Genomic DNA, 26,010 nt, shown 5'->3' on the forward strand with positions numbered 1-26,010 from the left:
GCGACTCGGGCCGTGGGCCACGGTCATTTCGGCGGATGCCGCGACGGGCGGCGGAGCGGCCGGTCTGCCTCCATCCGGAGGACTTTTTCACCTTCGTTTCGTAGCAGCCTGAATTCGCTTGGGTCTTCCAGCGCCCGGCCGCCGTGTCGATTTTTCCTGGGGCCGTGTCGATCCGCGTTCGGCTGATTCGTCGCCATTTCAGAACGGGGCGGTGCCCCCCAACCGAAAGGACGATGCGATGAAGGTCATGGTGCTTGTGAAGGCGACGAAGAACTCCGAGGCCGGTGCGATGCCCAGCGAGAAGATGTTCGCGGACATGGGCAAGTTCAACGAGGAGCTGGTGAAGGCCGGGGTGATGCTCGATGGAGATGGCCTCAAGCCGAGCAGCGCCGCCAAGCGCATCCGGTTCTCGAACGGAACCAAGCGCGTCATCGACGGCCCCTTCGCCGAGACGAAGGAGCTCGTGGCCGGCTATTGGATCTGGCAGGTGAAGTCGATGGAGGAGGCGGTGGAGTGGGCGCGCCGTTGCCCGGACCCGATGCCCGGCGAGGAGTCGGACCTGGAGCTCCGCCCCTTCTACGAGTTGGACGACCTTGGCTCCGAGTTCACGCCGGAGCTGCGCGCCCAGGAGGAGAAGCTGCGCGCCGAGTTGGACCAGCGTCGCGGCTCCTGAGGCGAGGGGCGGACGCGGGGCGGTGGAGCGACACCGCTCCACGCCCCTGCCTCGCTCACCTCACGGGCACAGCGGGCTGCCGCCCAGGCCCGGCGCGCAGCCCTGGCCCACGCAGTACTTCGGTCCGCTGTCGTGCACCTGCTGGCCGGCCGAGTCGCGAGGCACCTCCACGGTGCAGCGGCCGTCGGTCCGGTTCCCGGACGGGTCCTCCACCACGTAGTGCACCGTGTAGACGCGGCCATCTCCGGTGTCGTCGCGCTCTGCGCGCAGCTGGACGGAGGTAGCGTTCACCCGCACGTCGATGTCGTCGCAGGTCGCGCCGTCGCAGATGCCCGCGACGTCCTCGGACTCATCCGACGTCACCCGGATGATGCGGCCGTACCGCTCCAGCGACAGGTCACCCATGCACGCGTCCTTCGCGGGCGCGGCGCACTCGGCCAGCGTCACCGTGCGGTACTGGTGGTCCGCCGGCCACAGCCGCTTGCCCAGGGACGCGCCGGGCACGGGCGCCCGCGTGTCCCGCACCGTCACGGAGAAGGCGCAGCCACACGCATTGCCGGAGCCATCCACCGCGTTGCAGTCCACCACCGAGCGCCCCAGCGGGAACCGGGAGCCATCCGGCGGCGTGCACGTCACCGACACCGGCCCGCAGTTGTCCTCCGCCCGGGCGGTATAGGTGGCCTCCACGCCCCCCGCCACGCACTCCAGCACCTGCGGCGCCGGGCAGAGGATGGACGGCAGCGTCGTGTCCACCACCTTCACCGTGGCCTGGCACACCGCGCTGTCCTCGCCGTCGTGGGCCGTCAGCGTTACGGCATGCCGCCCCAGGCTGAAGGGGCCGGGCGCCGTCTGCGTCAGCGTGAAGGGACCCGGCTGCCCGTCCGGGTCATGGCTGCCGTTGTCCACGCTGGCCGGCGCGCGGCACTGCGCGTCCGCCTCCACGACGACGTCCCGGCACAGCGCCACCGGAGGCTCGTTGGGCGCGCACGCAAGCTTCAGCTGCGCCGATGCGACGTTGTTGTCCTCGCGGCACTCCAGCTCACGTCCCGTGCCGGTGCCGTCGTCATCCACCACCGCGTAGATGAGCACCCAGCCGCTCTCGGTGGTGTCGAACGCCAGCTCCACGCTCGTCTCTTCGCCCGCTTCCAGCTTGTGGGGCACGGTGGCCACACCCAGGAGCGTGCCGGCTTCGCCCACCGCGTCCTGGTAGAAGGCCACCTGGACCCCCGCCGAGGCCGCCGAATCCCCCTGGTTGCGCACCCTCGCGCCAAGCGTCACCGCGCCCTCGCCCGAGCAGGTGGCCGACACCTGACGAATGGCGAGGTCCGGCGCCGCGAAGGGCCGCACGGTGCCCGTGCCCTGGCTGTTGGTGCGGAAGGTGTTGAGCCCCGGCGCCAGCCAGTTGCTCACTGGACGCGCGGGCAGGGTGCCGTCGTCATTCACGTTGGTGACGGAGTAGGCGTGCTGGTTCCAGATGCGCCGCGTGTTCACCCAGCCGTCCTTGCGGTCCCGGTACACGCGGATGCCCTGGAAGTCGCCGTAGCCGCAGGCCGTGTTCTGCGCGACGATGATTTCGGCGTTGCCATCACCGTCCACGTCCGCGACCACCGGATTCTCATACGCGGTGCACGAGCTGTGCGGCGCCTCGAAGCGGACCTGGCCCGTCACGCCGTCGTAGATGCGCAGCGCCGTCTCGTCCGCGTAGACGACCTCGGCGCGGCCATCGCCCTCGAAGTCGAAGGTGGAGGACCCGGTGCGGTTGGAGCTGTGGTCCTGCGTGGGGCTCAGCCACTTCACCGTGCCGTTCGACTCGAACACGGCGTAGTGGGACGCGCCCGCCACGCCAATCTCCGGCTGTCCGTCCCCGTCGAAGTCCGCGATGTTCGGCGGTCCGCCCACGCCGCCGCCCAGGTGCTGCACGGTCCATTTCACCTTGCAGTTCGCGTCCATCAAGGACACGTGGCCGTCCCACACCACGACGATTTCGCCCTCGGGGCCCGCGTCGAAGTTGCCCACGCCCGCGAGCCCGTGGCCCAGCTCTGCCGCCTTGCACTTGAGCGTTCCGTCATGCCGGTAGATGGCGCGGCCATTCACCACCTCCTGGAGCCCGTCCCCGTCCAGGTCCACCGCGAACGCCAGCGGTCCGGTGTCGTTGGCCGGGCTGCCCGCGCCATCGCTCCCCACCCACCGGAGCGTCCCGCTGCTGTCGTAGACGTGGTTGCCAGCGATGATTTCCACCGAGCCATCCCCGTCCAGGTCGGCCAGGGACACGCCGCCCCAGTCGAGCGGGGGCCCATCCGCGCGGAACTTGAAGGCGCCGGTGTGCTCGAAACAGATGATGCCCTGGGCGCTCTCCGGCACGGTGCACAGCTCCACCTTGCCGTCGCCGTCGATGTCGCCCGCGGCGACGCTGGCCGAACCCCGGGTGCGGTACGCCGGGTCCGTCACCGCCCACAGGTCCGAGCCGTCCGCGCCGCTGATGGCGCGCAGCACGCCGTTCGTCTTGAAGTTCCAGCCCTCGAAGCTGTTGAACACCACGTCGGGGACGCCATCCGCGTTGACGTCCACCACCACGGGCGTGGCCTGCGCGTTAGTATGCGTGGGCATGAGGGGACTGGCCGTCCACGCCCACTCCACCTCGGGCTCGAAGTGGGGTTCGAAGGGCGGCCGCACCTCGCACCGGGCCTCCGACTCCACCGCCGTGGTGTTGTCGAATGCCGGAGGTTCCTCGGGTGTCGTGCCTGTGCACGCCACCCATCCGAGCGCTCCGAGCGTGAGCCAACGGCCCGGACGCCCGTCCGACCATCCCTGCTGCGACATGCCGCCTCCAAGAAAGCCTGCCCGGCCCGCGACGTACCGGGCGGCCCAGGTATTCACTCGGACCGGTTTGGGGACCCACCCTGGAAGGCCGCCCAGTGTCGGCTGTTCACCCTTGTTGCCCGGGCGTGACGTCATCCGGACGTTGCAGGCCATGCGTCCGGACCGTTAAAGGGGGGCCCATGTCCGCCGGTCTTCTCAATACCTTCCGAGTGCTCTCTTCGTTCGACCCGCCGCGTGGCGCGCTTCGGGGGGCGCCCTGGGAGGAGTATGTGGACTGGGCCATCATGCAGGGCCTGGCGCCCCTGGCGGCCTACAACCTGGAGTACCGGCTGGGCGCGGGCAACGCGCCGGAGTGGGCGCGGGACAAGCTGCTCAGCATCTACCAGGGCTCCGTCAACGACAACGTGATGAAGCTCGTGAACTTCAAGCGCATCGTGGGCGCGCTGGAGGGACGCAAGCTGGTGTTGATGGGCGCCGCGTCCTTCGCGGACTCGCTCTATCCGCACGTGGGCTTCCGCCCCGTGCCGGAGCTGCAAATCCTGATGAAGCGCCTGGACGTGGACGGCTTCTCGGGCTTCCTGTCCCACCACGAGTTCGTCCCGGAGCCCGACACGGAGAACAGCGGCGCCGCGAAGGTGGTGTCCGACGGACGCACCGTCATCCTGCTCTATTCGGACGTGCTGGGCCCCCAGCGCCGCGAACAGACGGCGGGCATCCTCGAGCGGGCGAAGCCCATGCGCGTGTATGGCTCCTCGCTCTACCGCCCGGAGCTGGAGGACGCGGTGCTGCTGGTGGCGCTGGAGCATGCGCGCCATGGGTACGCGGTGCCGTGGTTGTCCTTCATCGACCTGCGCGAGCTCGTCACCGGCGCGAAGTGGATGGGCGGCGTGTACTCGCGTCCGTTGGATGTGCCGGTGCTGCTGGCCCGGGCCACGGAGTGGCGCCTGGAGCGGGCCCTCTACACGTCCCTGTCGATTGTGGCGCGCTTGTTCCCGGACGCCGCCGCGGACGCCACCGCCGCGCTGCCGCCGCTGCGCCGGGCGACGCGGGAGCTGTTGGAGCGGACGGTGGTGGGTCCTGTATGCACCCCCGGCCGGACCTCGGCCCTCAAGGGGATGGAGCGGGTTCGCCGCCTGCTCACGGGCCAGTAGGCCCGGCTGCTTGCAGAGGAGCCCCGGTGACGGGGATGGGCTTCCTTTCGGACTCCCTCCCGGCGTATGAGTCCTTCAAGAGACATTCACTGGGGCTCCCTCAATGCGTATTGCCATCATCGGAACCGGCTACGTCGGCCTGGTCGCGGGCACCTGTTTCGCGGACTCGGGTAACGACGTCACGTGCGTGGACATCGACGAGCGGAAGATCCGCATGCTCCAGGCGGGCGAGGTCCCCATCTACGAGCCCGGCCTGGAGGAGCTCATCAAGAAGAACGTGCGCGAAAAGCGCCTGTTCTTCACCCGGGACCTGGCGGAGGCCGTCACCACCGCCCAGGTCGTCTTCATCGCCGTGGGCACGCCCGAGGGTGAGAGCGGCGACGCGGACCTCCAGTACGTGCTGGCCGCCGCCGAGCAGATTGGCAAGGCGATGAAGCAGTACACGGTGGTGGTGGACAAGAGCACCGTACCGGTGGGCACCGCGGACAAGGTGCGCGAGGCCATCCGCAAGGTGACGGACATCGAGTTCGACGTCGTCTCCAACCCGGAGTTCCTCAAGGAAGGCGCCGCGCTGGACGACTTCCTCAAGCCCGACCGCGTCGTCATCGGCGTGGACTCCGAGCGCGCCCGCAAGGTGATGGCGGACCTGTACTCGCCCTTCGTGCGCACCGAGAACCCGGTGCTGTTCATGGACACGCGCTCGGCGGAGCTGACGAAGTACGCGGCCAACGCGATGCTGGCCACGCGCATCTCCTTCATGAACGACATCGCCGCGCTCTGCGAGAAGGTGGGCGCGGACGTGGACTTCGTGCGCAAGGGCCTGGGTTCGGACAAGCGCATCGGCTATCCGTTCCTCTTCCCGGGCGTGGGCTACGGCGGCTCCTGCTTCCCCAAGGACGTGAAGGCGCTGGTGGCCACGGCGCGTGACTACGGCCTGGAGTTGGACCTGCTGCGCGCGGTGGAGCGCACCAACGAGCGCCAGAAGAAGCTGCTGGTGAACAAGGCGGCCAGGCACTACGGCTCGCTGGAGGGCCGCAAGTTCGGCGTGTGGGGTCTGGCCTTCAAGCCGAAGACGGACGACATGCGCGAGGCGCCGTCCATCGAGGTCATCGAGGGCCTCATCGGCAAGGGCGCCCAGGTGATTGCGCACGACCCGGTGTCTCCGCACACGGCCCGGCGCGTCTTCGGTGAGCGCATCCGCTACGCCTCCGTGCCCTACGAGGCGCTGGAGGGCGTGGACGGCCTCTTCGTGGTGACGGAGTGGAACGAGTTCCGCCACCCGGACTTCGAGCGCATGAAGTCGCTGATGAAGTCGCCCGTCGTGTTCGACGGACGCAACGTGTACGACCCCACGCGCATGCGTGAGCTGGGCTTCACGTACTACGGCATCGGCCGGCGGTAGCGGTGAGCGGGAGCAGGGCCCTCGACGCGCTGACGGGGCTGCGCTTCGTCGCGGCCCTGCACGTCGTGTTGTTCCACTTCGCGGCGCCGTGCCTGGGCACGGCGCCGGAAGCGCTGCGCGACTGGGTGGGCGCGGGCTACGCCGCGGTGGGCGTCTTCTTCGTCCTGTCCGGCTTCGTGCTCGCCTGGAACTACCTGGACGCGGACGGGCGCATGGAGACGTCGCCCAGGGCCTTCTGGGCCGCCCGCGTCGCCCGCGTGTACCCCGTCTACGTCCTGACGTTCCTCCTGTCCGCGCCCACCACCATCGCCGCGTCCGTGGCGGACAACGGCTGGAAGGTGGCCGCCGCGAAGCTCGCGGTGGGCGGGGCGGTGACGCTGGCGCTGCTCCAGGCCTGGGTTCCCCGGCTCGCGCTGTACTGGAATCCGCCGGGCTGGTCCGTGGCGGTGGAGGCCTGCTTCTACGGCCTCTTTCCCCGGCTGGCGAAGGGGCTGCCCTGGCTCAAGCCCGCGTGGCTTCCCGTGGCCCTGGGCGGCGCGTGGGTGCTGGGGTTGCTGCCGCCGCTGCTGTATCTGGCGCTCCTGCCGGACGGCCCGGGGCCCGTGGACGTGCATGCGTCGGGGCCCTGGCTGATGGCGCTCAAGTTCAACCCGCTGGCGCGGTTGCCGGAGTTCCTCTTCGGCGTCCTGCTGGGCTGGTGCTTCGTGCGCGAGCGCGCGGCGGGCGGGGTGAAGGGCTCCGGCGCGGTGCTGGCGGCGCTGGGGACGGCGCTGCTGGTGGCGGCGGGCGCGGCGGGCTCGAGGGTGCCGTACCCGCTGATGCACAACGCCCTGCTGGCGCCCGCGTCGGGGCTGCTGGTGTACGGGCTGGCGCGGGGCGGAGGCGCCCTGGGCTGGCTGCTGTCACGGCCCACGCTGGTGAAGCTGGGGGGCGCCAGCTACGCGCTCTACCTGCTCCAGTACCCGGTGTCGGAGGCGGCCAAGGGCCTGGGGGCTTTGGTGTCGCCCTGGGTGGAGCTGCGTACGCCCGAAGGGCTGCTGGCCACCGTGTTGCTGCTGGGCGTGCCCGCGTCGCTGTGGGTGCACCGCTCCGTGGAGACACCGCTGCGCTCACGCGTCCGCGCCGCGCTGACGCCCTGGGTGGACGGTGCGCCGCGCGAGCCCGTGAAGCCGGTGGTGTCGGGGACCTGAGCGGCGGGCTGGCGCCGTCAAGCGAGACGGGCGGCGTCCGGGGCACAGGTGCCTGGAGCCTCCGGTCGGGTGGGCCGCCTCAGCGGGAGATGCCGCAGGCGCGCTTGCCTTCCTCGGTCTCGATGGCGCGGCAGTCGCAGCCATCCAGGCGCTCCTCGCACACGGCCTCGTCCTCGGCGGTGGGCTCCACGCGGTTCTCCTCCTGGGAGGCGCGGCGGAGGCACAGCTCCTTCTCCACCGAGTTGATGGAGCAGTCGCACAGCTTCTCGGACAGCTCGCGGCAGGCACCCTTGCAGCCGGTGAGGCCGGACAGGGCGGAACAGAGGAGGGCGGCGGTGACGATGAAGCGGCGCATGGCTGCGGCGAACATGCCAGAAGGTCCCCTGGATGCAAGCTGGCTTCGAGCCCTTCGTGCCTGGGCGGATGCTAGGGTCGCCCGGCTGCTCCACACCTGGGGGAAACGCCACACATGTTGTCACTCGTCGCCGCTGCGTTGCTGGCCACCGCGTCCACTTCGACATCCCACTCACTTCTGACGCCTGTGCCCGAGCGGCCCGTGTCCGTCCGGCTCCTCGTGGCCCAGGCCCCGGCGGAGGAGGCGCCGGACGTCTCTGGGACGTCCACGCCGCCGCCCCTGCCGGAGGACCTGGACGCCCGCGCTCGCGAGCTGACGCAGCAAATCGCGATGCTCCAGAGCGAGATTCGCTCCGTTGACACGAACTGGCCCGCGGGGTCGTTGGTGATGGCGTACTCGGGATACGTGCTGTCCCCGCTGCTGCTGTTGGGCATTCCCCTCATCATCGTCGGCATGAGCACGTCGAATGATGACGACGCCGACGCCTTGCTGGCCCTGGGGGTGGGCATGACGGTGGGCGGAGTCGCGGGGGTGGGGCTGCTCATCGCGGGCGTCGTCACGGGTTCCAAGCAAGCGGGTATCAACCGGGCCCACCGGGAAAGCCTGGTTCGCGAGCGCATCCGCCTGGAGGATGAGCTGCGCGACGTGAAGGCCCGCCGGGATGCGCGAGGGGCCATGCAGACGCGGCAGTGGACGCCGCGCGCTGGCATCCCGCTGGTCGCCTTCGCCTTCTGATGTCGCCTTTCCAGCACGTCCGGTCTCCCGGCGGCTCGTACTGGAGGCAGGGGGACGGGCGAGGAGCGTGAGTGCTGTGATACTCACCCGGCCAATCCCCGCATGCCCCGCGCTTCCCGCAGTGCCTCTCGATTCACCCTGTTCGCCGAGGCGGCGCTGGCGGCGCTCGTCGTGGTGTGTCCGCTGGCGTTGGGCGGCGCCGCGGGGTGGCTGCTGGGTCCGCTGGTGCTGTTGTCCGGCGCCGCGGCGGTGCTGGCGGCGATAGGGGCGAAGCGGCAGGGCCAGTCGCTGCGCGTTCCGCTGCTGGCAGTGCCCCTGGCCGTGGGGGCGGGCCTGTGCGCGGTGCAACTGGTGCCCCTGCCGGACGGTGTCCTGCGCCTGCTGAGTCCGGAGGTGGCCGCGCTGCGGGAGTTCGCGCTGGTTCCGCTGGGGCTGGAGCGGGCGCGGCCGGTGTCGCTGGACCCGTCCGCCACCTGGCGCGAGCTGGCGAAGCACCTGGCCTACCTGCTGGCCTTCCTCGCGACGGTGCAGGTGAGTCGCTCGCGGGGCAGCCGGGAGCGGTTGCTGGCGGCGGTGGTCTTCACCGGCGCGGGCCTCACGGTGGTGGGGCTGGGCCATGCGTTGCTGGGCGTGAAGTCCCTCTTCGGGCTGATGCACTGGATGCACGCGCGGCCCACGCTGGTGACGCCCTTTGGCAACCCGAACCACCTGGCCGGCTTCCTCGCGCTGGCGTCCACGCTGGGCGTGGGGCTGGCGCTGACGCGCGGGCCGCAGTCGCGGGCGTTGCCATACGCGCTGGCGGCCGGCGTGTCGGGGCTGGGCGTGGTGCTGTCGCTGTCGCGCGGAGGCATTGCCTTCTTCGCCTTCGGACAGGCGCTGCTGGCGCTGTTCCTGCTTCGCAAGCGCCACACGTCCGGTGAAGGGGCGCCCCCGGTATGGGCCCGGAGCGCCGCGGCGCTGCTGGGGCTGCTGGGCGTGCTGATGGTGGGCGCGTACACGGCGGCGGACGGCCTGTGGGCGGAGGCGCGCACCGCGGACAGCGTGGAGAAGCTGCGCCAGTCCAAGGTGGCGCTATGGCCGATGCTGGCGGACGCCGCGCGGGCGTTTCCCATGCTGGGCATGGGGCGCGGCGCCTTCGAGGCGGCGTTTCCGCGCTACCAGACGGAGCCCAATCCCAACACCTTCACGCACCCGGAGAACGCGGTGTTGCAGGTCGCGGCGGAGCTGGGCGCGCTGGGGCTGGTGCTGCTGGCGGTGGCCGTCTGGGGCTTCTTGCGGCTGCTGCGCCGTGAGGGGCTGGAGACGGTGGACCTGGCGGCGCTCGCGGGCGTGGCGGCGCTGGCGCTGCACGACCTCTTCGACTTCAGCCTGGAATTGCCCGCGTGCGCGGTGGCGGCGTTGGTGGCGCTGGGCGTGGTGGCGCGTCCCCGGGAGCGGGCCGTCGAGGAGAAGGCGTGGTGCGCGCGGCCCTCGGGCGCGGTGCTGGGGGTGGGGCTGGCGTTCACGGCGGTGGCGCTGGTGGCGCTGGTGCCCGGCCGTCATCGCCTGGGCGACGCGGAGGCGGAGCTGGTGCGGCTCGTCACGTCGGGGGCATCCGCGCAGGACGTCCACGCGCGGGGACTGGCCCTGGTGGACCGGCACCCCTCGGACTACCTGTTGTACCGGCTGATGGCATCGGCGCACGCGGCGCGAGGGCGTGAGGGGGCAGGGGAGGCGCTGGCCCTGGTCAACCGGTCGCTGTATCTGGCGCCGTTGGATGCCAGCTCCCACCGGGTGGCGGCGCGGGCGCTGCTGGCGTTGGGCCGGAGCGCCCAGGGCTTCCTGGAGTACCGGCTGGCGCACGAGGCCGGGGATGCCACCGTGCTGCTGGGCGAGGCCCTGCCGCAGGCGGAGACCCTGGCCTCGCTCACGGTGCTGACGCCGCGGTCCCCAGCGACCGCGGTGCGGCTGCTGGATGCGCTGGCCAACACGCCGGGGCGGCTGGCGCTGGCGCTGGACTACTCGGGTTGGGCGCGGGAGCACTTCGCGGGTCAGCCGGAAGCCGCGGCGCTGTGGGCGCGCGAGGCCCGGTTGCGAATCCTGCGAGGGGACCTGGAGACGGCGGAGGCCGCGCGGGCGCAGGTGGAGCGCCTGGCGCCGGACGCGCTGGACACGCACCTGCTGCGCGCGGAAGTGCTGCGGGCGCAGGGGAAGCGGGAGGAGGCCCTGCATGCGTTGGAGCGGCTGTTGGCGCGCTTCCCGGGCAACGTGGCGCTGTCCTTCCAGTTGGCCGCGCAGCAGCTGGACGCGGGACTGACGCGGCGGGCGAAGGACACGCTCCAGGCGCTGGCGCCCTTCATCACGGACTACGCCCAGCGCGCGCGGTTGCTGGCCATGGAAGCGGCGTGCCTGGAGCGCGAGGGGCTGCTCTCCCACGCACTGGAGCGGCGGCAGACGGCGGCCCGGCTCGCGCCTGGGGCGGACGCGTTCTTCGCGGTGGCTCGGACCCAGGAGGCGCTGCGGCGTTATGACGCGGCGGCGCGTTCGGTCCACGAGGGCATGCGGCATCTTCCCGCGGGCGCGCGGGCCGAGGCACGGGCCTGGGTGTCGCGGCTGGAAGGCGCGGAGCGCGCGCGCGTGGATTCGCGGCGCAAGACGCTATCGGAGGACCCGCGCGCGGCGGAGCTGGAGCACCTGCTGCGTGGCCCGGACGTGGATGGCGAGGCTCGGGACGCGCACTAGGTGCCCGGGCCTCGCTCCGGTTCAGATGTGGGCGTGTGCCTCCTCGCGGGGACGGCTGGGCGCGCCGATGTTGCTGGCGGCCTGGAGTTGCTGCTCCTTGTCGATGAAGGAGGCCACCAGAGGCCACTCCAGGGTGGCGAAGTCCTGGAAGCGCAGCTCGAGCGACTCCTCGTGGGAGCCCGCGCGGAAGAGCAGCCGTTCCGCCAGGCTGAGGGATTCATCAACGGCGACGGGCAGGCCGTAGAGCTCACCAAAGGGGGGCTCTGCGCCCACCTCGCAGTCGGGAAAGTGGCCGGAGAATTCCGGCTCGGTCGCGAGGCGGACGTGCCGGGCACCCAGCATGTCTCGGACCTGGTTCAGGTTGACGGTGCCCGCCGCGGGGACGACGACAATCCATGGCTGCCGGTCCGCCATCACGATGACGGACTTGGCCACGCGCCAGCCGGAGACGTGCAGCGACTCGGCCACTTCTTGAGCGCTGACGGCACGCGGGTGCCAGTACCGCTCGAAACGCACCCCGTTGCGGCGCAGATAGTGCTGTATCGCTTCGGGAATCATGGGGAATCTCACCTCCTCTAGAAAGAAGGTGATGACCGCCAGCGCGTCCGACCACGGGTGCCTGCCACACTCGGGCTTACAGCCGACCACGGAGCGCCTGAACGCCCGTCCGTAGGGCAGCCGGGCGTCCGACACGCTTCAGCGCTGGAAGTCGTAGACGCTGCCCAGGTTGAGAATCCGGGTCAGCTCATCCAGCGCCGTCATCGTCTCTCGCGCCAGCTGCGGGTCCTGCAAATCCTTGGGCCGCAGCACCTCGCGGTAGTGCCGCCGCACCCAGCCAGCCAGCGAGTCATGTAGCGCGGGCGTGTAGAAGACGTCCGCCTTGATGGCCCCGCGCTCCTCGTCCGTCAGCCACACCCGCTGGCGCAGACAGGCCGGGCCGCCACCGTTGTTCATCGACTGGCGCACGTCCAGGTAGTGCACGGCCTTCACCGGCGTGTCCTCGGCCACCACGCGCTCCAGGAACTGCCGCGCCGCGGGCGTCTCCCGGCTCTCCACCGGCGCCACAATCGCCATGGTGCCGTCCGGCAGCGTCAGCACCTGGGAGTTGAACGGGTACGCCTTCACCGCGTCCTTCGTCGGCAGCTCCGCCTTCGTGGCCACCACCGCGCGGAAGTCCTGGCCCAGCTTCTCGCGCAGCACCGCCAACAGCCCCGCGTGGTCCACGAAGGCCAGCTCGTGCAGCATCAGGAACCGCTCGTTGCCCACCGCCAGCACGTCCGTGTGGAAGGCCCCCGCGTCGATGCCCTCCGGGTGCTGCTGCGGGAAGAGCACCGACTTCGCATCCAACTGGTGCAGCCGCGCCAGCGCCTGGCTGGCTTCCAGCGTCTGCCTCGCGGGGAAGCGGCTGGGCCCCTGCACGTCCTGCCACGCGCTGCGGCCCCAGGCGAGCAGGTGGACGCCCGCGTGCCCGGGCGTGGCGAGCCGTGTGTGGTTGGCCGCGCCCTCGTCCGCGAAGTGCCCGCTGCCCGGCAGCGGCGCGTGCACGGCGAAGTGTTTCTCATTGGAGAAGATGGCGCGCAGCACCGAGTGCGTCGTCTCCGCCTCGATGGCCCGGTGGTACATCTGCGACAGGTTGGCCGGCGTCAGGTGCACCCGGCCATCCGCCGTGTCCGCGCTGGGTGCCACCGTGGCCGCGTTGGCCGTCCACATGGAGGACGCGCTGGACGTCAGTCGCAGCAGGTGCTCGGCCTCGCGCGCGGCCCGGGTGATGACCTCCTCGTCCGAGCCCGTGAAGCCCAGCGCCCTCAGCGCGTGCAGGGACGGGCGCGGCTGGGGCGGCAGCACCGCCTGTCCCACCCCCAGGGCGGACACGAAGCGCATCTTCTCCAGCCCCTGGAGGGCCGCGTCCCGGGGGTGACTGGGCTCACCGACATGGCTCTGCGACGCCAGGTTGCCGGGCGAGAGGCCGCCGTAATTGTGGGTGGGGCCAACGAGCCCGTCGAAGTTGTATTCGCGCATGGGATATTGAACGCCTCGTGGAGCGTCCACCCTTAGCAAAGCGCCTCAAGCGTTTCCTCCGCTACGTGCTCATCCGTGGCGTCTTGTTGCTCCTTCAACCTCTGCCCCTGGGCGTCGCCCGGAGCCTGGGCGCGCGCCTGGGCGCCTTGGCCTACACCCTGGCCGGAGGGGAGCGCCGCAAGGCCCTCAAGTCCCTTTCCGTGGCCTTCCCGGAAAAGTCGGACGCGGACCGGCAGGCCCTGGCCCGTGACGCCTTCCGCCACCTGGCCGCCGCCGCGCTGGAGGTGGCCTGCACGGGCGCCCTGGACGAGGCCCTGGAGCGCCTGGTCTCCTGGCCGGACGCCGACCGGCAGGTGCTGGAGGCCGCCCTGGCCCGAGGGCGCGGCGTCGTCTTCGTGTCCGGACACGTGGGGAACTGGGAGCTGCTCGCCCGCCGCGTGGCCCGCGCCGGCTACCCCAGCCAGAGCATCGCCAAGGAGACCACGGACCCCCGGCTGACGGAGCTGGTGGGCCAGTTCCGGGCGCGGGGCGGGGTGCGGAGCATCTGGCGCGGCCAGGAAGGCGCCGCCCGGGCCATGCTGCGCGCCCTGCGCAACGGCGAAATCCTCGGCATCCTCATCGACCAGGACACGAAGGTGCAGTCCCTCTTCGTGCCCTTTTTCGGGCAGCTGGCCGCCACCCCACGCGCCGCCGCCGACCTGGCCATCCGCACGGGCGCGGCGGTGGTGACGGGCTTCTGCCACCGCGAAGGGGAAGGGTACCGCCTGTCCATGGAAGAGGTCCCGGTGCCCCAGGACACGGACCGCGAGGCGGCCGCCCTGGCCCTCACCGCCGCCCTGTCCAGCCGAATCGAAGCCGCCATCCGGCGGACGCCGGAACAGTGGGTGTGGATGCACCAGCGCTGGAAGACGCGTCCACCGGTGAGCGAGGACGTCCCACTTCCGGAGGCGGCGCCCGCATCCGCCGGGTGATAAGGAAGCCCTGTGTCTCGTCTGCTCGCCGCCAGCCTCGTCATCCTGGTGTTCGCCCCCGGTTGCAAGCCGGGCTCCGGCGAGGGTGCGTCTGGCGGCCAGCCTCCCCCGGAGGTGGTGCTGCACGGCGCGCGCCTGGAGTCCTTCGAGGGCGACCGGCTCATCCGCTCCGGCACGGCCCGGCAGGTGTCCTACCAGCGCACCACCGGCGAGGTGTGGGCCACCGACGCCACCGTCCGGATTCCGCCGGGTTCCTCTTCGGAAGGGGTTCCCCCCGGGACGGAGGGAGGCGTGGAGGTGAGCGCCCCGAATATGGAGGGGAGTCTCGCGTCCAAGCAGGTGGTGGCCTCGGGCGGTGTCATCATCCGCACCGGGAAGGGCATGGAGGCCCGCACTCCCCGGTTGACGTACGACGCCACCACGGAGCGGGCGCATGGAAACGAGGGCGTGACGGTGAAGGGACCTGACTATCGGCTGAGGGCGGACCGCTTCGAGCTGTTCTTCCCGGACGAGACGTTCAACTTCGCGGGCTCGGTGGAGTCCGTGCTGGGAGCGCCAGAGTGATTGAGTTCCTCGTGATGGCCTTCTTCGTCGCGCAGCCCGCGCCCGCGGTCGCCGCCACCCCCGGGCAGGGCACGCCTCCCGCCGCGGTGGGCTCGGCGCCCGCCTCCGGTACGGGCTCCCGTGCCCCAGGCGCGCTGGGCGGCAAGGAGCTGACGGAGCCGGTTCAAATCAACGGCGACAACGTCACCTTCCAGAAGTCGCAGGCCACCCTCACCGGCAACGTGAAGGTGAAGCACCGCACGCTGGACCTGGACTGTGACCGGATGACGGCCAACTACACCCCTCAGCGCGAAGTGACGCGCGTGGTGTGCACCGGCGGGGTGAAGGCCGTGGACGGCGACCGGATGGCCCGCGGCGAGCGCGCCGAGTACGACGTGCCCAGCGGCGTGCTGGTGGTGACGGGCTCGCCCGAGGCCCGCCAGGGCACCACGCACATGCGCGGGACGAAGGTCCGGCTGACGCTGGGCAACGAGCGGCTGGAGGTGGAGAACGCCGTCATCGTCTTCGAATCGCTGCCCTCCAACCCCACCCCGGCCAAGCGCAAGGGGCGGCAGTCCGCGCCCCGTCCGGCCCCATCCTCCGGGACGGCCCCCTCCGCCCAGGGAGGCACGGCTCGATGAGCGCGAAGCTGTTCGCGGAGGGCCTGGAGAAGAGTTTCCGCGGCCGCAAGAAGGTGGTGGCCGGCGTGTCCTTCAGCGTGGCCCCCGGGGAAGTGGTGGGCCTGCTGGGGCCCAACGGCGCGGGGAAGACGACCAGCTTCAACATGGTGGTGGGATTGGTGTCTCCGGATGCGGGACGCGTGCGCATTGGCGACGAGGACCTCACGCACCTGCCCATGCACCGCCGCGCTCGCCGGGCGTGGGCTACCTGCCCCAGGAAGCCTCCGTCTTCCGCAAGCTCACGGTGCGCGACAACTTCCTGGCCGTGCTGGAGCTCCAGAAGGACCTGGACGCCAAGGCCCGCGAGCAGCGCGCCGACACCCTCCTGGACGAGTTCGGCCTCACGCACGTCGGGGAGTCCCTGGGGGGAGACCTTTCGGGCGGCGAGCGCCGGCGCGCCGAGATTGCCCGCAGCCTCATCCCCCAACCCCGCTTCATCCTCTTCGACGAGCCCTTCGCCGGCGTGGACCCCATCAACGTGGGCGACCTCCAGCGCCAGATCTTCCTCCTCCGCGAACGCGGACTGGGCGTCCTCATCACCGACCACAACGTCCAGGACACCCTGGGCATCTGTGATCGTGCGTACATCATCGCACAGGGGCAGATCCTGGAAGAGGGCACCCCGGCGGAGATCGCCGCGTCTCCCAAAGCCCGCGCCGTCTACCTGGGGGAACGGTTCCGCCTCCAACAAGCGCTCTAAGCACGGCTGGCCACCTGTCAGAGGAGTGCTTAGAATGGGTTGGCCCCGCTTTTGCGTCGACCTGTCAACGCGCATGTGACACCCTGAGTGGTCTTAAGCTCTTGGATTCCTTGTGGAATTCTGAGCATGCAAGCAAGGGACCCTCGTTTCGGGGCTAGACGAAGTCAGGGCTCCTTGTTACGTTGGCACGGTCTTTGATGGTGGTCCTCTGTCCAGAGGGACCGAATCAACCCGGGAGACCCCGTCTCATGGCGATGGAACTGAAACAAAGCCTGAAGCTTGCCCAGCAGCTGGTGATGACGCCGCAGCTGCAGCAAGCCATCAAGCTCCTCCAACTGTCTCGCATGGAACTGCTCGAGCAGGTCCGCGAGGAGATGGAGCAGAACCCGCTGTTGGAGCAACCAGACGAGCAAGCGCCGGGAGATGTGGGAGACAAGGAACCCGGGGAAGCCTCCCTGGAAGCGGACAACATGGAGGTGCCGCGGGACGTGGATCTGCCCGCGGCCACCAGTGACAGCGCCACGGAGTTCAAGGCGGACGGGGAGGGCCCCCCGGAAATCGACTGGGAGCAGTACCTCAACAGCTACCAGTTCAATGAGCCCACCACGGCCTCCAACAAGGGCAACGTGGCCACGGACGACATGCCGTCGTTCGAGGCCAACCTCGTCAAGAAGGAGGACCTGGTCGACCACATCCAGGAGCAGCTGGGCACGCTGCGCCTGAATGACGCCGAGCGCCGCATCGCCATGCTCATCCTGGGCAACCTGGATGACGACGGCTACCTCAAGCTGCCGGAAGTGGACGGGGATCCGCTCATCCGCCTGTCCAACGAGGCGGACGTGCCCATGCACGTCGCGGAGCGCACGCTGCGGCGCATCCAGATGCTGGATCCGCGTGGCTGCGGCGCCCGTGACTTGCAGGAGTGCCTGCTCATCCAGCTCCAGGGCATCCGGGAGCCGCACGCGCCGCTGTTGGGCCTCATCATCAAGCGGCACATGAAGTACCTGGAGAGCAAGAACCTGCCCGCCATCGCCAAGGACCTGAAGGTCACCTTGGAGGAGGTGGTGGGGGCGGTGCGGCTGCTCCCGAAGCTGGACCCGAAGCCGGGCCGCAACTTCAGCGGGGACGACGCGCAGTACATCTCCCCCGACGTGTTCGTCTACAAGATGGGGGACGACTACACGGTGGTGCTCAACGATGACGGCCTGTCCAAGCTGCGCATCTCCGGCACCTACCGGAACGCGCTGAAGACGGGCGCGGTGGGCCCGGGCCAGACGAAGGACTTCATCCAGGACAAGCTGCGCAGCGCGATGTGGCTCATCCGCTCCATCCACCAGCGGCAGCGGACCATCTACAAAGTCACTGAGAGCATCGTGAAGTTCCAGCGGGACTTCCTGGACAAGGGCATTGCCCACCTCAAGCCGCTCATCCTCCGGGACGTGGCCGAGGACATCGGCATGCACGAGTCCACGGTGAGCCGCGTCACCACCAGCAAATACGTGCACACGCCGCAGGGCATCTTCGAGCTGAAGTACTTCTTCAACTCGTCCATTGCCCGAGTCTCTGGTGAGGACACCGCGAGCGAGGCGGTGAAGCACCACATCAAGCAGTTGGTGGCGCAGGAAGACGCCCGCAACCCGTACTCGGACCAGAAAATCGTCGAGCTGCTGCGCTCGCAGGGCACCGAGATTGCCCGCCGCACGGTGGCCAAGTACCGCGAGGTGCTGGGCATCCTCCCCAGCAGCAAGCGCAAGCGGTACTACTGAGTCACGGCTGTTCGGGCGCGCCGCTTGTCGACGGCGCGCCCGGGTGGGCAGAGTGGGCGTCCCATGAGCGCCACCCTCCCTCCCGATGCCGTCGTGCACCGGCGTGACTGCGTCCCCCTCGTCGTTCCGCCCATCACGCTCGAAGGGCACGACGTCCGCCTGGAGCCGCTGCGTCCGGAGCATGCGCCGGCCCTGGCCGCGCTGTGCGAGGACGACATCTTCACCTGGTTCTCGTGCGTGCTGCGGACCGAAGCGGACGTAGCAGCCTTCATCGACAGCGCCTGCCAGGCGGCCGAGCGAGGGAGCGAGCGCCCCTTCGTCATCATCGAGCGGCGGACGGGCGCGCCGGTGGGCACCACGCGCTTCCTCGAAATCCAGCGCGACCACCGGACGCTGGAGATTGGCTACACGTGGCTGGGCCGCCGCGTGTGGCGCACGCGCATCAACACGGAGTGCAAGTACCTGCTGCTGCGGCACGCCTTCGAGTCGCTCGGCGTCATGCGGGTGCAGCTCAAGACAGACAAGCACAACGCGCGCTCGCGGGCGGCCATCGAGCGGTTGGGCGCTCGCTTCGAGGGGGTGCTGCGCCACCACAAGCTGGTGCGCGGCGGTGTGGTGCGTGACAGCGCGTACTACAGCGTCGTCGACACGGAGTGGCCGGAAGTGAAGGTTCGGCTGGAAGGGCTGCTCGCGGACGGCGGGGCGCGGGTATAGGGTGCGGCGCCGCATGAATCCCATTTTTCGTCGCAACCTTCTTCGCATCCCGGCGGGGGCCTTCGTCGCGGTGGGCCTGTTGTCGGGTTGTGGCAGCAGCCTCACTTCGGAAGCCGTGGACCTGGCGGGACTCTCCGACCGGACGCTGACGCTGTCCCAGTCGGACGTGGACATCTTCGAGGGCGTGGACGAGCCGGGCTCCCACCGCGTCACCGTTACCTTCTCGCCCGCGGCGGAAGAGGACCGGTGCACCGAGCTTCGCGAGGGCGTCACGGCCACCTTCAACGGCCAGCCGATGGCACTGGAGCGGGGTGGGGTGGACGACACCGCGGGCCGCGACGTGTGCGTGCCCACGCGGGCCTACTACGACTTCGACCCCAACGTCTGGGTGCGGCAGCCCATGGAGAACGCCCGCATCGTCCTCCAGGACGGGACGCACACCATCACCCTGGTGATGAAGAACGGAAAGGCCAAGCGCCTCTTCTCCTTCCAGGGTCCCGGCGCCGAGGACCGGCTCATGCGCGGCCAGGAGTATTCGTTCCGGTGGCTGCCCGAGGGCGAGGTCCCCAGCCGCGCCACGGCCACCCTGCTGCGCGAGGGCGGGAGCGCCACGGCCACCATCCCCACGGAGCAGGAAGAGGCGGTCGTCCGCTTCACCCTGCTGCCGACGACGCCTGTCGCCGCCCACCTGCTCACGTTGAGCGCGACCGCGTCCGGCGAGGTGCTGGAGTGCACGGGCGTCGCCACCTGCGAGGCGACGGTGTTCCACTCCGAGGAGCGGGTCGTCAACGTGCAGTAAGGGGCCGGTGAGCGGGCAGGGGAGCGGGCCCCAAGCCGCCCTTTCCCCTGCAGTCGCAGCCGCACCCCGGCCACGAGGGGCGGATGGCCCCGGAGCCTGACTCCGGCGAACAGTCCTACAAGGGGCTGGGCTGGCTCGAGGGCCGGGTGACGCTCATCACCGGTGGCGACAGTGGCATTGGCCGCGCGGTGTGCCTGGCCTTCGCGCGCGAGGGCGCGGACGTCGCGGTGTCCTTCCTCAGCGAAGGGGACGACGCCCAGCAGGTGAAGCGCGTGGTGGAGGACGCGGGGCGCAAGGCCCTGCTGCTGCCCGGTGACCTGTCGGTGGAGGCCCAGTGCCGCAAGCTGGTGGAGGACACCGCGAAGCGCTTCGGGCGCGTCGACATCCTCGTCAACAACGCCGCGTACCAGGGGGCGGCGGTGGAGCGCTTCGGGGACTTCGGTCAACGCGGAGGTGCTGGGCGTGACGGCGTGACGGGCGGGCGGCTGCTCGCGTGAGCTGACGCGGCGCGTGATGTCACCGGGCGCACGCTGGCATGGTTCCAAACAGGGGGCCATTGCCAGTGACGCGAGGTGCAGGCGGGATGTCCTCCCTCGGACGGGTGGTGTGTCCGGGAACAGGCAACCTGGTGGGGCGGGTTGCTTTCCAGGGCTGGGAAAGTTTCAGATCCGTCACGGAGCTCACCTCTCACCCTAGGAGGCAGCCACGCATGCAGTTCAACATCACCTTCCGTCAGTTCGGAGCGTCCGATTCCCTCAAGGAGTACGCACGCGAGAAGGTCGAAAGGGTGAACCGGTTGCTGGACCGAGCCGGCGAGGCCCATGTGGTCCTGTCGTTGGAACGCCACCTCCACCATGCGGACATCACCATCCACTCCGGCGCGTGGGTCCTTCGGGGCCGCGACAAGAGCGATGACATGTACGCGTCCATCGACCTGGCGATGGACAAGATCGAGCGCCAGCTGCGGCGCTACCGTGACAAGCTGAAGACGCACCATGGCCGTGAGCGAGTCCACCACCGGCAGGATTTGGTGGAGCAGCTCCGGGTCCGCCACGCCGTGTTCGAGCTCCCGGACGTGGACGAGCTGACGTCGCTGGCCGAAGCCTCCGCGAGTGAAGCCGCGCCGAAACCCGCTGTCGTCGTGCCCGCGCAGCCCGCAGCCCCGTCGCAGGCGGCGCGCGAGGTGCGTGCCACCCACCTCACCGTCAAGCCGCTCACCGTGGATGATGCGGTGATGCAGATGAACCTGATGAACAACGACTTCTACGTCTTCCACAACGTGGAGTCGGAGTCGCTGTGCATCGTCTACCGGCGCAAGGATGGCCAGTACGGCCTCATCGAGCCGCACGCCCCGGCGATCGCCGCCACGGGGACCTGAGCAGTCGCAGACCGCTGATACCGCGCGCCGTCACCCGGTGAAGTGGGGTGACGGCGTGTGACGGCGGGAAGTCCGCCGCGTCCCGGGCGCGGTCCACCATTCGAATGCCTCCGCGTGCAGGAGGGCGTCGGTGCGGGTGACCATGGGCCCGCGGCCACGTCCCGCCGCGGGGGCGGTCCACCAGGCCGCTAACGAAGGGGGCCTGGACGCGGGTAGGGGCCACCCCGGCGAGCCCTCGACGCGATGTCGATGACAGTCGACAGGAGCAGACGCTTCATGGGAAGTCCCTACCGCCCATGGGACGGGTTTCCCTTCCGCGTCATGATGCGCAGTGAGCGCGGCGAGCGCGCATCCAGACAGGCCACCCTTGCGCTAAAGAGGGGTGAGGAGTAATTGCCGCCAACCACGAGCGCCAGCGCGGGAGCGTCAGTGAGAATCGCCGAGTTCCTCAGCCCCCAAGCCGTCATCGCGGACATGCAGTCGCGGACGAAGCCCGAAGTCCTGCGTGAACTGAGCGCCACGCTGGTACGCGCCCATCCGCTGCTGACCGCGGACCGGCTGGTGGAGGTGCTGCGCGAGCGCGAGAAGCTGGGCAGCACGGGCATCGGCGAGGGTGTGGCCATCCCCCACGGCAAGCTGCCGGGCATGGGGCAGCTCCAGGCCGCCTTCGGCGTGTCGCGCGCGGGCGTGGACTTCGAGGCCATTGACGGCAAGCCCACCCACCTGTTCTTCGCCCTGGTGGCGCCGGAGAACAGCGCGGGGGTCCACCTCAAAGCCCTGGCCCGCATCTCCCGCCTCTTCAAGAACCCGCGTTTCCGGGCCGCCATCCTCGAGGCGCCCACGGCCGCGGACATCCACGCCCTCATCGTCCAGGAAGACGCGCGGCCTTGAGCAGGCGTGCGTTCCGGGGGGAACATCCGCACCATGGACGTCGTCCTGAGACCCATCAGCGACCGCTTCTTCCACGAACACCTGCTGCCCTTCTTCCAGCGGGCCATGGGGGATGCCCCCGGCGCGCTGGAGTCCCTGCAGGAGCAACTGGGGGACGGTCAGGCGCGCATGCTGTGCGAGCGGATGCTCTCCACGGCGCTGCCCGGCGGCGTGGGCTCCGTGGACGCGGACCCCTGGGCGGACCTGGTGGACCGGCTCGTCTTCCTGCACTGGACCGAAGGCCCCGCGGGCTGGGAGGTCGGTGAGGCGGAGGCGGGCTACGCGGACGGCTGGGACGAAGCCCTGCACCTGGCGCTGATGGTGGAGGAGGCGGACTATCCCTACTGGGACGCGCGGGGCGCGCGCGACGTCCGGGACCGCTTCCGCTTCCGGCCGCGTGAGGACGTGGGCCTGGCCTCGCTGCTGGCCGGCCTGTGGGAGCCCTTCCCGGAGTTTCCTCCGGACCAGGTGTTCACCACCCAGGGCCGGGGCGAGTACTCCCCCGGGACGCGCTACGCCTTCGCGGACTGGGCCTGGCGCCCGGCGAAGAAGGTGGCGCACTGGCAGGTGAACCTTCCGCGCAAGCTGGAGCGGCTCCTGGCCCGCGAGCAGGCGCGGATGAAGCTGCCGTCGCTGCCGGAGAAGGAGGAGGTGCTGGCGTACTGGCTGGGCAAGCAGCCGCAGCCACCGCCGCTCACGGTGGCCTTCTCCGGCCTGGGGCCCCGCGCGGCCAACTGGATTCGCGAGCTGGGCGCCCTCACCGCGCACCTTCGCGGCGCGGCGCTGGCGAAGCAGGGACTGGCGGCGCTGGTGACGAAGAGCTCCGGCGTCCGAATCTAGCCCTTGGGCGCGGCCGGCCCGGGGCTCTCCAGCAGCAGCGTGACGGGGCCGTCGTTGACGAGCGCCACCTTCATGTCCGCGGCGAAGATGCCGGTGCCCACATTGAGGCCTCGCTGGCGCAACAGCTCGCAGGTGCGCTCATAGAGGGCCTTGGCGCTCACGGGCTCCATCGCGTCGATGAAGCTGGGCCTGCGCCCCTTGCGCGCGTCGCCGTAGAGCGTGAACTGGCTGACGACGATGAGCTGCCGGGACGTATCCTCCAGCGACAGGTTCATCTTCCCAGCGGCGTCCTCGAAGATGCGCAGCGTGGCCAGCTTCTCCACCATCCACGCCACGTCCGCCTCCGTGTCGCCCTTGCCCACGCCCAGCAGCACCAGCAGGCCCGGGCCGATGTCGCTCACGCGCTGGCCCTCCACCGTCACCGACGCCTCCAGCACGCGCTGCACCACCGCTCTCATCGAAGTCACCTCGTGGACAGGCGTGTCTCACCGGGGGCTCGCGTCAGTCACGCCGTTACAGTTGGAATGTCAGGTTTCTGCCTGCTGGAAGAGCGAGCGCCCAGACGTGGACTCACGCAGCCACTCACCCTTGCCCGCCTTTTGCCCCGTTCCGCATAATGGCACCTGACTTCCCCGGAGAGAGTGTGCAGGTCCATCGAGCCAGCTGCATCTTGGCCGCGTCGGCCATTATTTTCCTGTCGCTTTCTCACGCCGCGCACGCCGCGCCCGCTTCATCGGAGAAGCGCGCGGACCGCGAGGCCCTCAAGTCCGCGCTGCTGGAGGTCCTCCAGCGCGCGCCACTGAAGGCCAGCCGCATGGGCGTGCTCATGCAGAGCCTGGACGACGGCACCGTGGTGTTCAGCCACAACGCCGACGAGCTGCTCAACCCCGCCTCCAACGTGAAGCTGGTGACGTCCGCCGCCGCGCTCGCGTCGCTGGGGCCCGAGTTCCGCTACGACACCGAGTTCCTGGTGGAGCCGGAGCTGGGCGCGGACGGAAAGGTGAAGACGCTCTACGTGCGCGGCAAGGGCGACCCGTCCATGACGACGGAGCGCCTGTGGGGCATCGTCGCGGAGCTGTGGCACGCCGGCGTGCGCGACGTGGGCGAAATCGTGGTGGACGACTCGTGGTTCGACGCCGAGCGCACGCCGCCCGGCTATGACCAGGAGGACACGGACCGCGCCTACATGGCGCCCACCGGCGCGGTGAGCCTCAACTGGAACGCGGTGGCCATCTACCTGCGGCCCGGCAGCGCGCCGGGCGCCAAGGGCGTGGTGGAGATGGAGCCGCCCAGCGACTACTTCGTGGTGGAGAACCAGCTCACCACCGGGCCTCGGCGCGCGCGCCGTGTGTCCGTCACGTCGGACCCCTCGGGCCTCCAGCAGAAGATTGTCGTGCGCGGCCAGCTCCCGGGGGAGCGCGGCGGCGCCGTCAGCGTCTGGAAGAAGATCGACAACCCGCCCATGTACTTCGGCCAGTCGCTCAAGCAGATGCTGGTGACGCGCGGCGTGAAGATGAAGGGCAAGGTGAAGCTGGGCAAGACGTCCACCAAGGCCCGCATGCTGCACGTGTCGCAGTCGGATACGTTCGACGTGCTCCTCAAGCGCCTCAACAAGCTGTCCAGCAACTTCGTCGCCGAGCAGCTCCTCAAGACGATGGGAGCCGAGCTGCGCGGCTCGCCGGGCTCCTTCACCAAGGGCGTGGACGTGGTGGAGCAGTTCCTGGAGCGCGACGTGGGCATCCCTCGCGGCACCTACGTAATGAAGAACGGCAGCGGGTTGAACGACGCCAACCGCTTCTCCGCCACGCAGCTCAACCAGCTGCTGCGGCACATGGTGCAGCGCTTCCCCTTCTCGCCGGAGTACCTGTCGTCGGTGCCCATCGCGGGCAAGGACGGCACGCTCAAGTACCGCTTCGAAGGCAGTGACGCGGTGGGCCGGCTGCGCGCCAAGACGGGCACCCTGGAGAGCGTGTCCGCGCTGAGCGGCTACGTGACGAGCGCGGGTGGGGAGCGCTTCACCTTCTCCATCATGGCCAACGACTTCGCGGGCCGCGCCGGCCCCATCGTCGCGGGCCTGGACGCGCTGGGCGCGGCGGTGGCCGCCACCGGCTCCAGCCTGGGGCCGTCCACGGCGGTGGCCGCGCTGGCGGACAGCGGACGGCCCTCCGGTGCCGTGGACGACGTGGCCGCTCGAATCAAGACGTACCTGGAGCTGGGCGCGCAGCGCGACCAGCGCAACATCGGCTTCCTGCGCACCGCGTGGCGCAGCGAGAGAGATCCGGCCGTGCGCGCGGTGCTGGCGGAGAGCCTCTACCAGTCCAACCCGCACGACTACCTGGGCGCGCGCACGCTGCTGGACAGCTATTCGGCCACCGCCGAAGTGTATGGCCGGCTGAAGGACGTGGCGCGGGTGCTGTCCGTGGAGGTGCCGGGCGTCAGCAGCATGGTGGAGCTGGCGGCGGGCGGAAACGCGGAGGCGCTGGCCCGAGTGCTGGAGCTGGCGGGCGCGGCGGGCACGGACACGCAGGCCCAGACGGAGATGGCCGAGGCCCTGGGCGAGGTGGCTCGCACCGCGCCGGAGGAGCTGGTGGTGGCGCTTCGGGCCGCCAGCGCCGGTGACAGGGACGCGTGCACCACGCTGCTGGCGCGGGCGCTGGTGCAGGCGGGGCAGGCGGACCACCCCTTCTGGAAGTCACTGCGCCGCACGCTGGGCGCGTCGGATCCGCGGCTGGCGTCCTTCGCCAAGGGGCTGGACTCCACGCTGTCGCAGAAGGTGGCGGAGGCCAAGGCCCCGGCGAAGACGCCGGAGGGCTTCACCCCCGTGCAGATGGTGGCGCCCGCGGGCAACGCGCCGGAGTCCTCCACCGCCGACAACCGCCCGGGCGGGTAGGCCGGAATCCGCTGTATTTCTCGCGAGTTCCCTCCGGCCGGGCATGCCTCCCTGGCCGGGTGGCAGACGGGCGTACGACACCCAGGAAGAAGGCGGCTTTCTGGCTGGGTGTCAGTACCCACTGCTATAGGTGGGAATCAAACCCGGCGGGTGCGTCCGGGGTGTAACCGGTCCTTGGTGGACCGGTTCTCGTGAGAAAGGAATGCAGTCATGGCTGGAGGCGTGAACAAGGTCATCCTCATCGGCAACCTCGGGGCGGACCCGGAGGTCCGGTTCACTCCCGGCGGTCAGGCGGTGGCGAACTTCCGCATCGCCACCAGCGAGAGCTGGGTCGACAAGAATGGCCAGAAGCAGGAGCGGACCGAGTGGCACCGCATCGTCGTCTGGGGAAAGCTCGCGGAGCTCTGCGGCGAGTACCTGAAGAAGGGACGGCAGTGCTACGTCGAGGGCCGCCTGCAGACGCGCGAGTGGACGGACAAGGAGAACCGGAAGAACTACACCACCGAGGTGGTGGCCAACGCCGTGACGTTCCTCGGCGGTGGGGGCCGTGACGCCGGAGACGGCATGGGTGGTGGCGGGGGCGGGGGCGGTGGACGCCGGCAGTTCTCCCAGCCGCGCGGGGGAGACAACAATGACTACGGTCAGCCGCCTCCGGACGACATGGGCGGTGGCCATGGCGGCGGCAACGGCGACGACGACATCCCCTTCTAGGCCCGGCTGAAGCCAGCGGACC

At 70.1% G+C, this 26,010-nt stretch carries 23 protein-coding genes and 1 pseudogene; 19 read left to right on the forward strand and 5 right to left on the reverse strand.

The genetic code is table 11. The features are described 5' to 3' along the window. Window positions 1-238 precede the first annotated feature (238 nt). A complete protein-coding gene (locus tag OZ403_RS05335; protein ID WP_140787898.1) occupies window positions 239-673 on the forward strand; it encodes a YciI family protein in 435 nt (144 codons plus the stop codon). Window positions 674-733: 60 nt separating this feature from the next. Here OZ403_RS05335 and OZ403_RS05340 read toward each other — a convergent pair whose 3' ends face one another. Continuing rightward, complete coding sequence (locus OZ403_RS05340; protein WP_268783635.1) at window positions 734-3,493, reverse strand: FG-GAP-like repeat-containing protein; 2,760 nt, start codon at window positions 3,491-3,493, stop codon at window positions 734-736. Window positions 3,494-3,672: 179 nt separating this feature from the next. Between OZ403_RS05340 and OZ403_RS05345 the strand changes: the two genes are divergently transcribed. The 3 genes from OZ403_RS05345 to OZ403_RS05355 all read left to right on the forward strand — a co-directional run bounded on the left by OZ403_RS05345 (window position 3,673) and on the right by OZ403_RS05355 (window position 7,236). Beyond that, entirely contained in the window at window positions 3,673-4,644 is a 972-nt protein-coding gene (locus OZ403_RS05345; protein WP_268783636.1) for a nucleotidyltransferase family protein, read from the forward strand. Between the two features lie 103 nt (window positions 4,645-4,747). Continuing rightward, entirely contained in the window at window positions 4,748-6,046 is a 1,299-nt protein-coding gene (locus OZ403_RS05350) for a UDP-glucose dehydrogenase family protein (protein ID WP_268783637.1), read from the forward strand. 2 nt (window positions 6,047-6,048) lie between these two features. Further along, window positions 6,049-7,236: an acyltransferase family protein gene (locus tag OZ403_RS05355; protein WP_140873423.1), complete on the forward strand. Its 1,188-nt coding sequence runs from the start codon at window positions 6,049-6,051 to the stop codon at window positions 7,234-7,236. 79 nt (window positions 7,237-7,315) lie between these two features. Here the strand turns inward: OZ403_RS05355 and OZ403_RS05360 are convergent, their stop codons facing one another. Continuing rightward, window positions 7,316-7,606 (reverse strand): hypothetical protein, encoded by a 291-nt coding sequence (locus OZ403_RS05360; RefSeq protein WP_140787908.1) that lies wholly within the window; start codon window positions 7,604-7,606, stop codon window positions 7,316-7,318. Between the two features lie 99 nt (window positions 7,607-7,705). On the opposite strand from OZ403_RS05360, the gene OZ403_RS05365 reads away from it, so the two are divergent. Together OZ403_RS05365 and OZ403_RS05370 are read left to right on the forward strand one after the other, a co-directional pair. After that, the gene (locus OZ403_RS05365) at window positions 7,706-8,326 is read left to right on the forward strand and encodes a hypothetical protein (protein WP_268783638.1); all 621 of its coding nucleotides are present in this window, start codon (window positions 7,706-7,708) and stop codon (window positions 8,324-8,326) included. 102 nt (window positions 8,327-8,428) lie between these two features. After that, the gene (locus OZ403_RS05370) at window positions 8,429-11,047 is read left to right on the forward strand and encodes an O-antigen ligase family protein (RefSeq protein ID WP_268783639.1); all 2,619 of its coding nucleotides are present in this window, start codon (window positions 8,429-8,431) and stop codon (window positions 11,045-11,047) included. A gap of 21 nt (window positions 11,048-11,068) precedes the next feature. Here OZ403_RS05370 and OZ403_RS05375 read toward each other — a convergent pair whose 3' ends face one another. Beyond that, on the reverse strand, window positions 11,069-11,605 hold the full coding sequence (locus OZ403_RS05375) for an aminoacyl-tRNA deacylase (RefSeq protein ID WP_174258655.1): 537 nt from the start codon (window positions 11,603-11,605) through the stop codon (window positions 11,069-11,071). Between the two features lie 138 nt (window positions 11,606-11,743). Next, complete coding sequence (gene astB / locus OZ403_RS05380) at window positions 11,744-13,066, reverse strand: N-succinylarginine dihydrolase (protein WP_140787920.1); 1,323 nt, start codon at window positions 13,064-13,066, stop codon at window positions 11,744-11,746. Between the two features lie 17 nt (window positions 13,067-13,083). On the opposite strand from astB, the gene OZ403_RS05385 reads away from it, so the two are divergent. The 11 genes and pseudogenes from OZ403_RS05385 (at window position 13,084) to OZ403_RS05435 (ending at window position 22,387) form a co-directional block, all read left to right on the forward strand. Continuing rightward, window positions 13,084-14,037: a lysophospholipid acyltransferase family protein gene (locus tag OZ403_RS05385; protein ID WP_140787922.1), complete on the forward strand. Its 954-nt coding sequence runs from the start codon at window positions 13,084-13,086 to the stop codon at window positions 14,035-14,037. Window positions 14,038-14,049: 12 nt separating this feature from the next. After that, window positions 14,050-14,601, forward strand: a complete 552-nt coding sequence (locus OZ403_RS05390) for a hypothetical protein (RefSeq protein WP_140787924.1) — start codon at window positions 14,050-14,052, stop codon at window positions 14,599-14,601. Then, entirely contained in the window at window positions 14,598-15,221 is a 624-nt protein-coding gene (locus tag OZ403_RS05395; protein WP_140853167.1) for an LptA/OstA family protein, read from the forward strand. The genes OZ403_RS05390 and OZ403_RS05395 overlap by 4 nt, the downstream gene beginning before the upstream one ends. Beyond that, a pseudogene (gene lptB / locus OZ403_RS05400) lies at window positions 15,218-15,960 on the forward strand (LPS export ABC transporter ATP-binding protein). The gene OZ403_RS05395 and the pseudogene lptB overlap by 4 nt, the downstream one beginning before the upstream one ends. A gap of 248 nt (window positions 15,961-16,208) precedes the next feature. Further along, window positions 16,209-17,726 carry an RNA polymerase factor sigma-54 gene (gene rpoN / locus OZ403_RS05405; protein WP_140787928.1) on the forward strand — a complete coding sequence of 506 codons (1,518 nt, stop codon included), beginning with the start codon at window positions 16,209-16,211 and terminating at the stop codon, window positions 17,724-17,726. A 63-nt stretch (window positions 17,727-17,789) separates the two neighbouring features. Beyond that, complete coding sequence (locus tag OZ403_RS05410; protein ID WP_140787930.1) at window positions 17,790-18,440, forward strand: GNAT family N-acetyltransferase; 651 nt, start codon at window positions 17,790-17,792, stop codon at window positions 18,438-18,440. 13 nt (window positions 18,441-18,453) lie between these two features. Beyond that, complete coding sequence (locus OZ403_RS05415) at window positions 18,454-19,239, forward strand: hypothetical protein (protein WP_140787932.1); 786 nt, start codon at window positions 18,454-18,456, stop codon at window positions 19,237-19,239. Window positions 19,240-19,322: 83 nt separating this feature from the next. Next, complete coding sequence (locus OZ403_RS05420) at window positions 19,323-19,736, forward strand: SDR family NAD(P)-dependent oxidoreductase (RefSeq protein ID WP_328285504.1); 414 nt, start codon at window positions 19,323-19,325, stop codon at window positions 19,734-19,736. Between the two features lie 212 nt (window positions 19,737-19,948). Further along, window positions 19,949-20,617, forward strand: coding sequence for a ribosome hibernation-promoting factor, HPF/YfiA family (hpf, locus tag OZ403_RS05425; RefSeq protein ID WP_140787934.1), 669 nt, complete (start codon window positions 19,949-19,951; stop codon window positions 20,615-20,617). Window positions 20,618-21,046: 429 nt separating this feature from the next. Further along, the gene (locus OZ403_RS05430; protein ID WP_090485059.1) at window positions 21,047-21,508 is read left to right on the forward strand and encodes a PTS sugar transporter subunit IIA; all 462 of its coding nucleotides are present in this window, start codon (window positions 21,047-21,049) and stop codon (window positions 21,506-21,508) included. Window positions 21,509-21,541: 33 nt separating this feature from the next. Further along, the gene (locus OZ403_RS05435) at window positions 21,542-22,387 is read left to right on the forward strand and encodes a hypothetical protein (RefSeq protein WP_140853168.1); all 846 of its coding nucleotides are present in this window, start codon (window positions 21,542-21,544) and stop codon (window positions 22,385-22,387) included. Here OZ403_RS05435 and dtd read toward each other — a convergent pair. Then, window positions 22,384-22,845: a D-aminoacyl-tRNA deacylase gene (dtd, locus tag OZ403_RS05440; RefSeq protein ID WP_140787937.1), complete on the reverse strand. Its 462-nt coding sequence runs from the start codon at window positions 22,843-22,845 to the stop codon at window positions 22,384-22,386. The two genes, OZ403_RS05435 and dtd, sit on opposite strands and share 4 nt — an antisense overlap. A gap of 185 nt (window positions 22,846-23,030) precedes the next feature. Between dtd and dacB the strand changes: the two genes are divergently transcribed. Then, a complete protein-coding gene (gene dacB / locus OZ403_RS05445; protein ID WP_140787939.1) occupies window positions 23,031-25,277 on the forward strand; it encodes a D-alanyl-D-alanine carboxypeptidase/D-alanyl-D-alanine endopeptidase in 2,247 nt (748 codons plus the stop codon). A gap of 210 nt (window positions 25,278-25,487) precedes the next feature. Continuing rightward, window positions 25,488-25,988 (forward strand): single-stranded DNA-binding protein, encoded by a 501-nt coding sequence (locus tag OZ403_RS05450; protein ID WP_268783640.1) that lies wholly within the window; start codon window positions 25,488-25,490, stop codon window positions 25,986-25,988. The last annotated feature ends 22 nt before the right edge of the window (window positions 25,989-26,010 follow it).

The sequence above is a fragment of the Myxococcus sp. NMCA1 genome (genome assembly GCF_026810205.1).
GTDB lineage: Bacteria > Myxococcota > Myxococcia > Myxococcales > Myxococcaceae > Myxococcus > Myxococcus xanthus_A.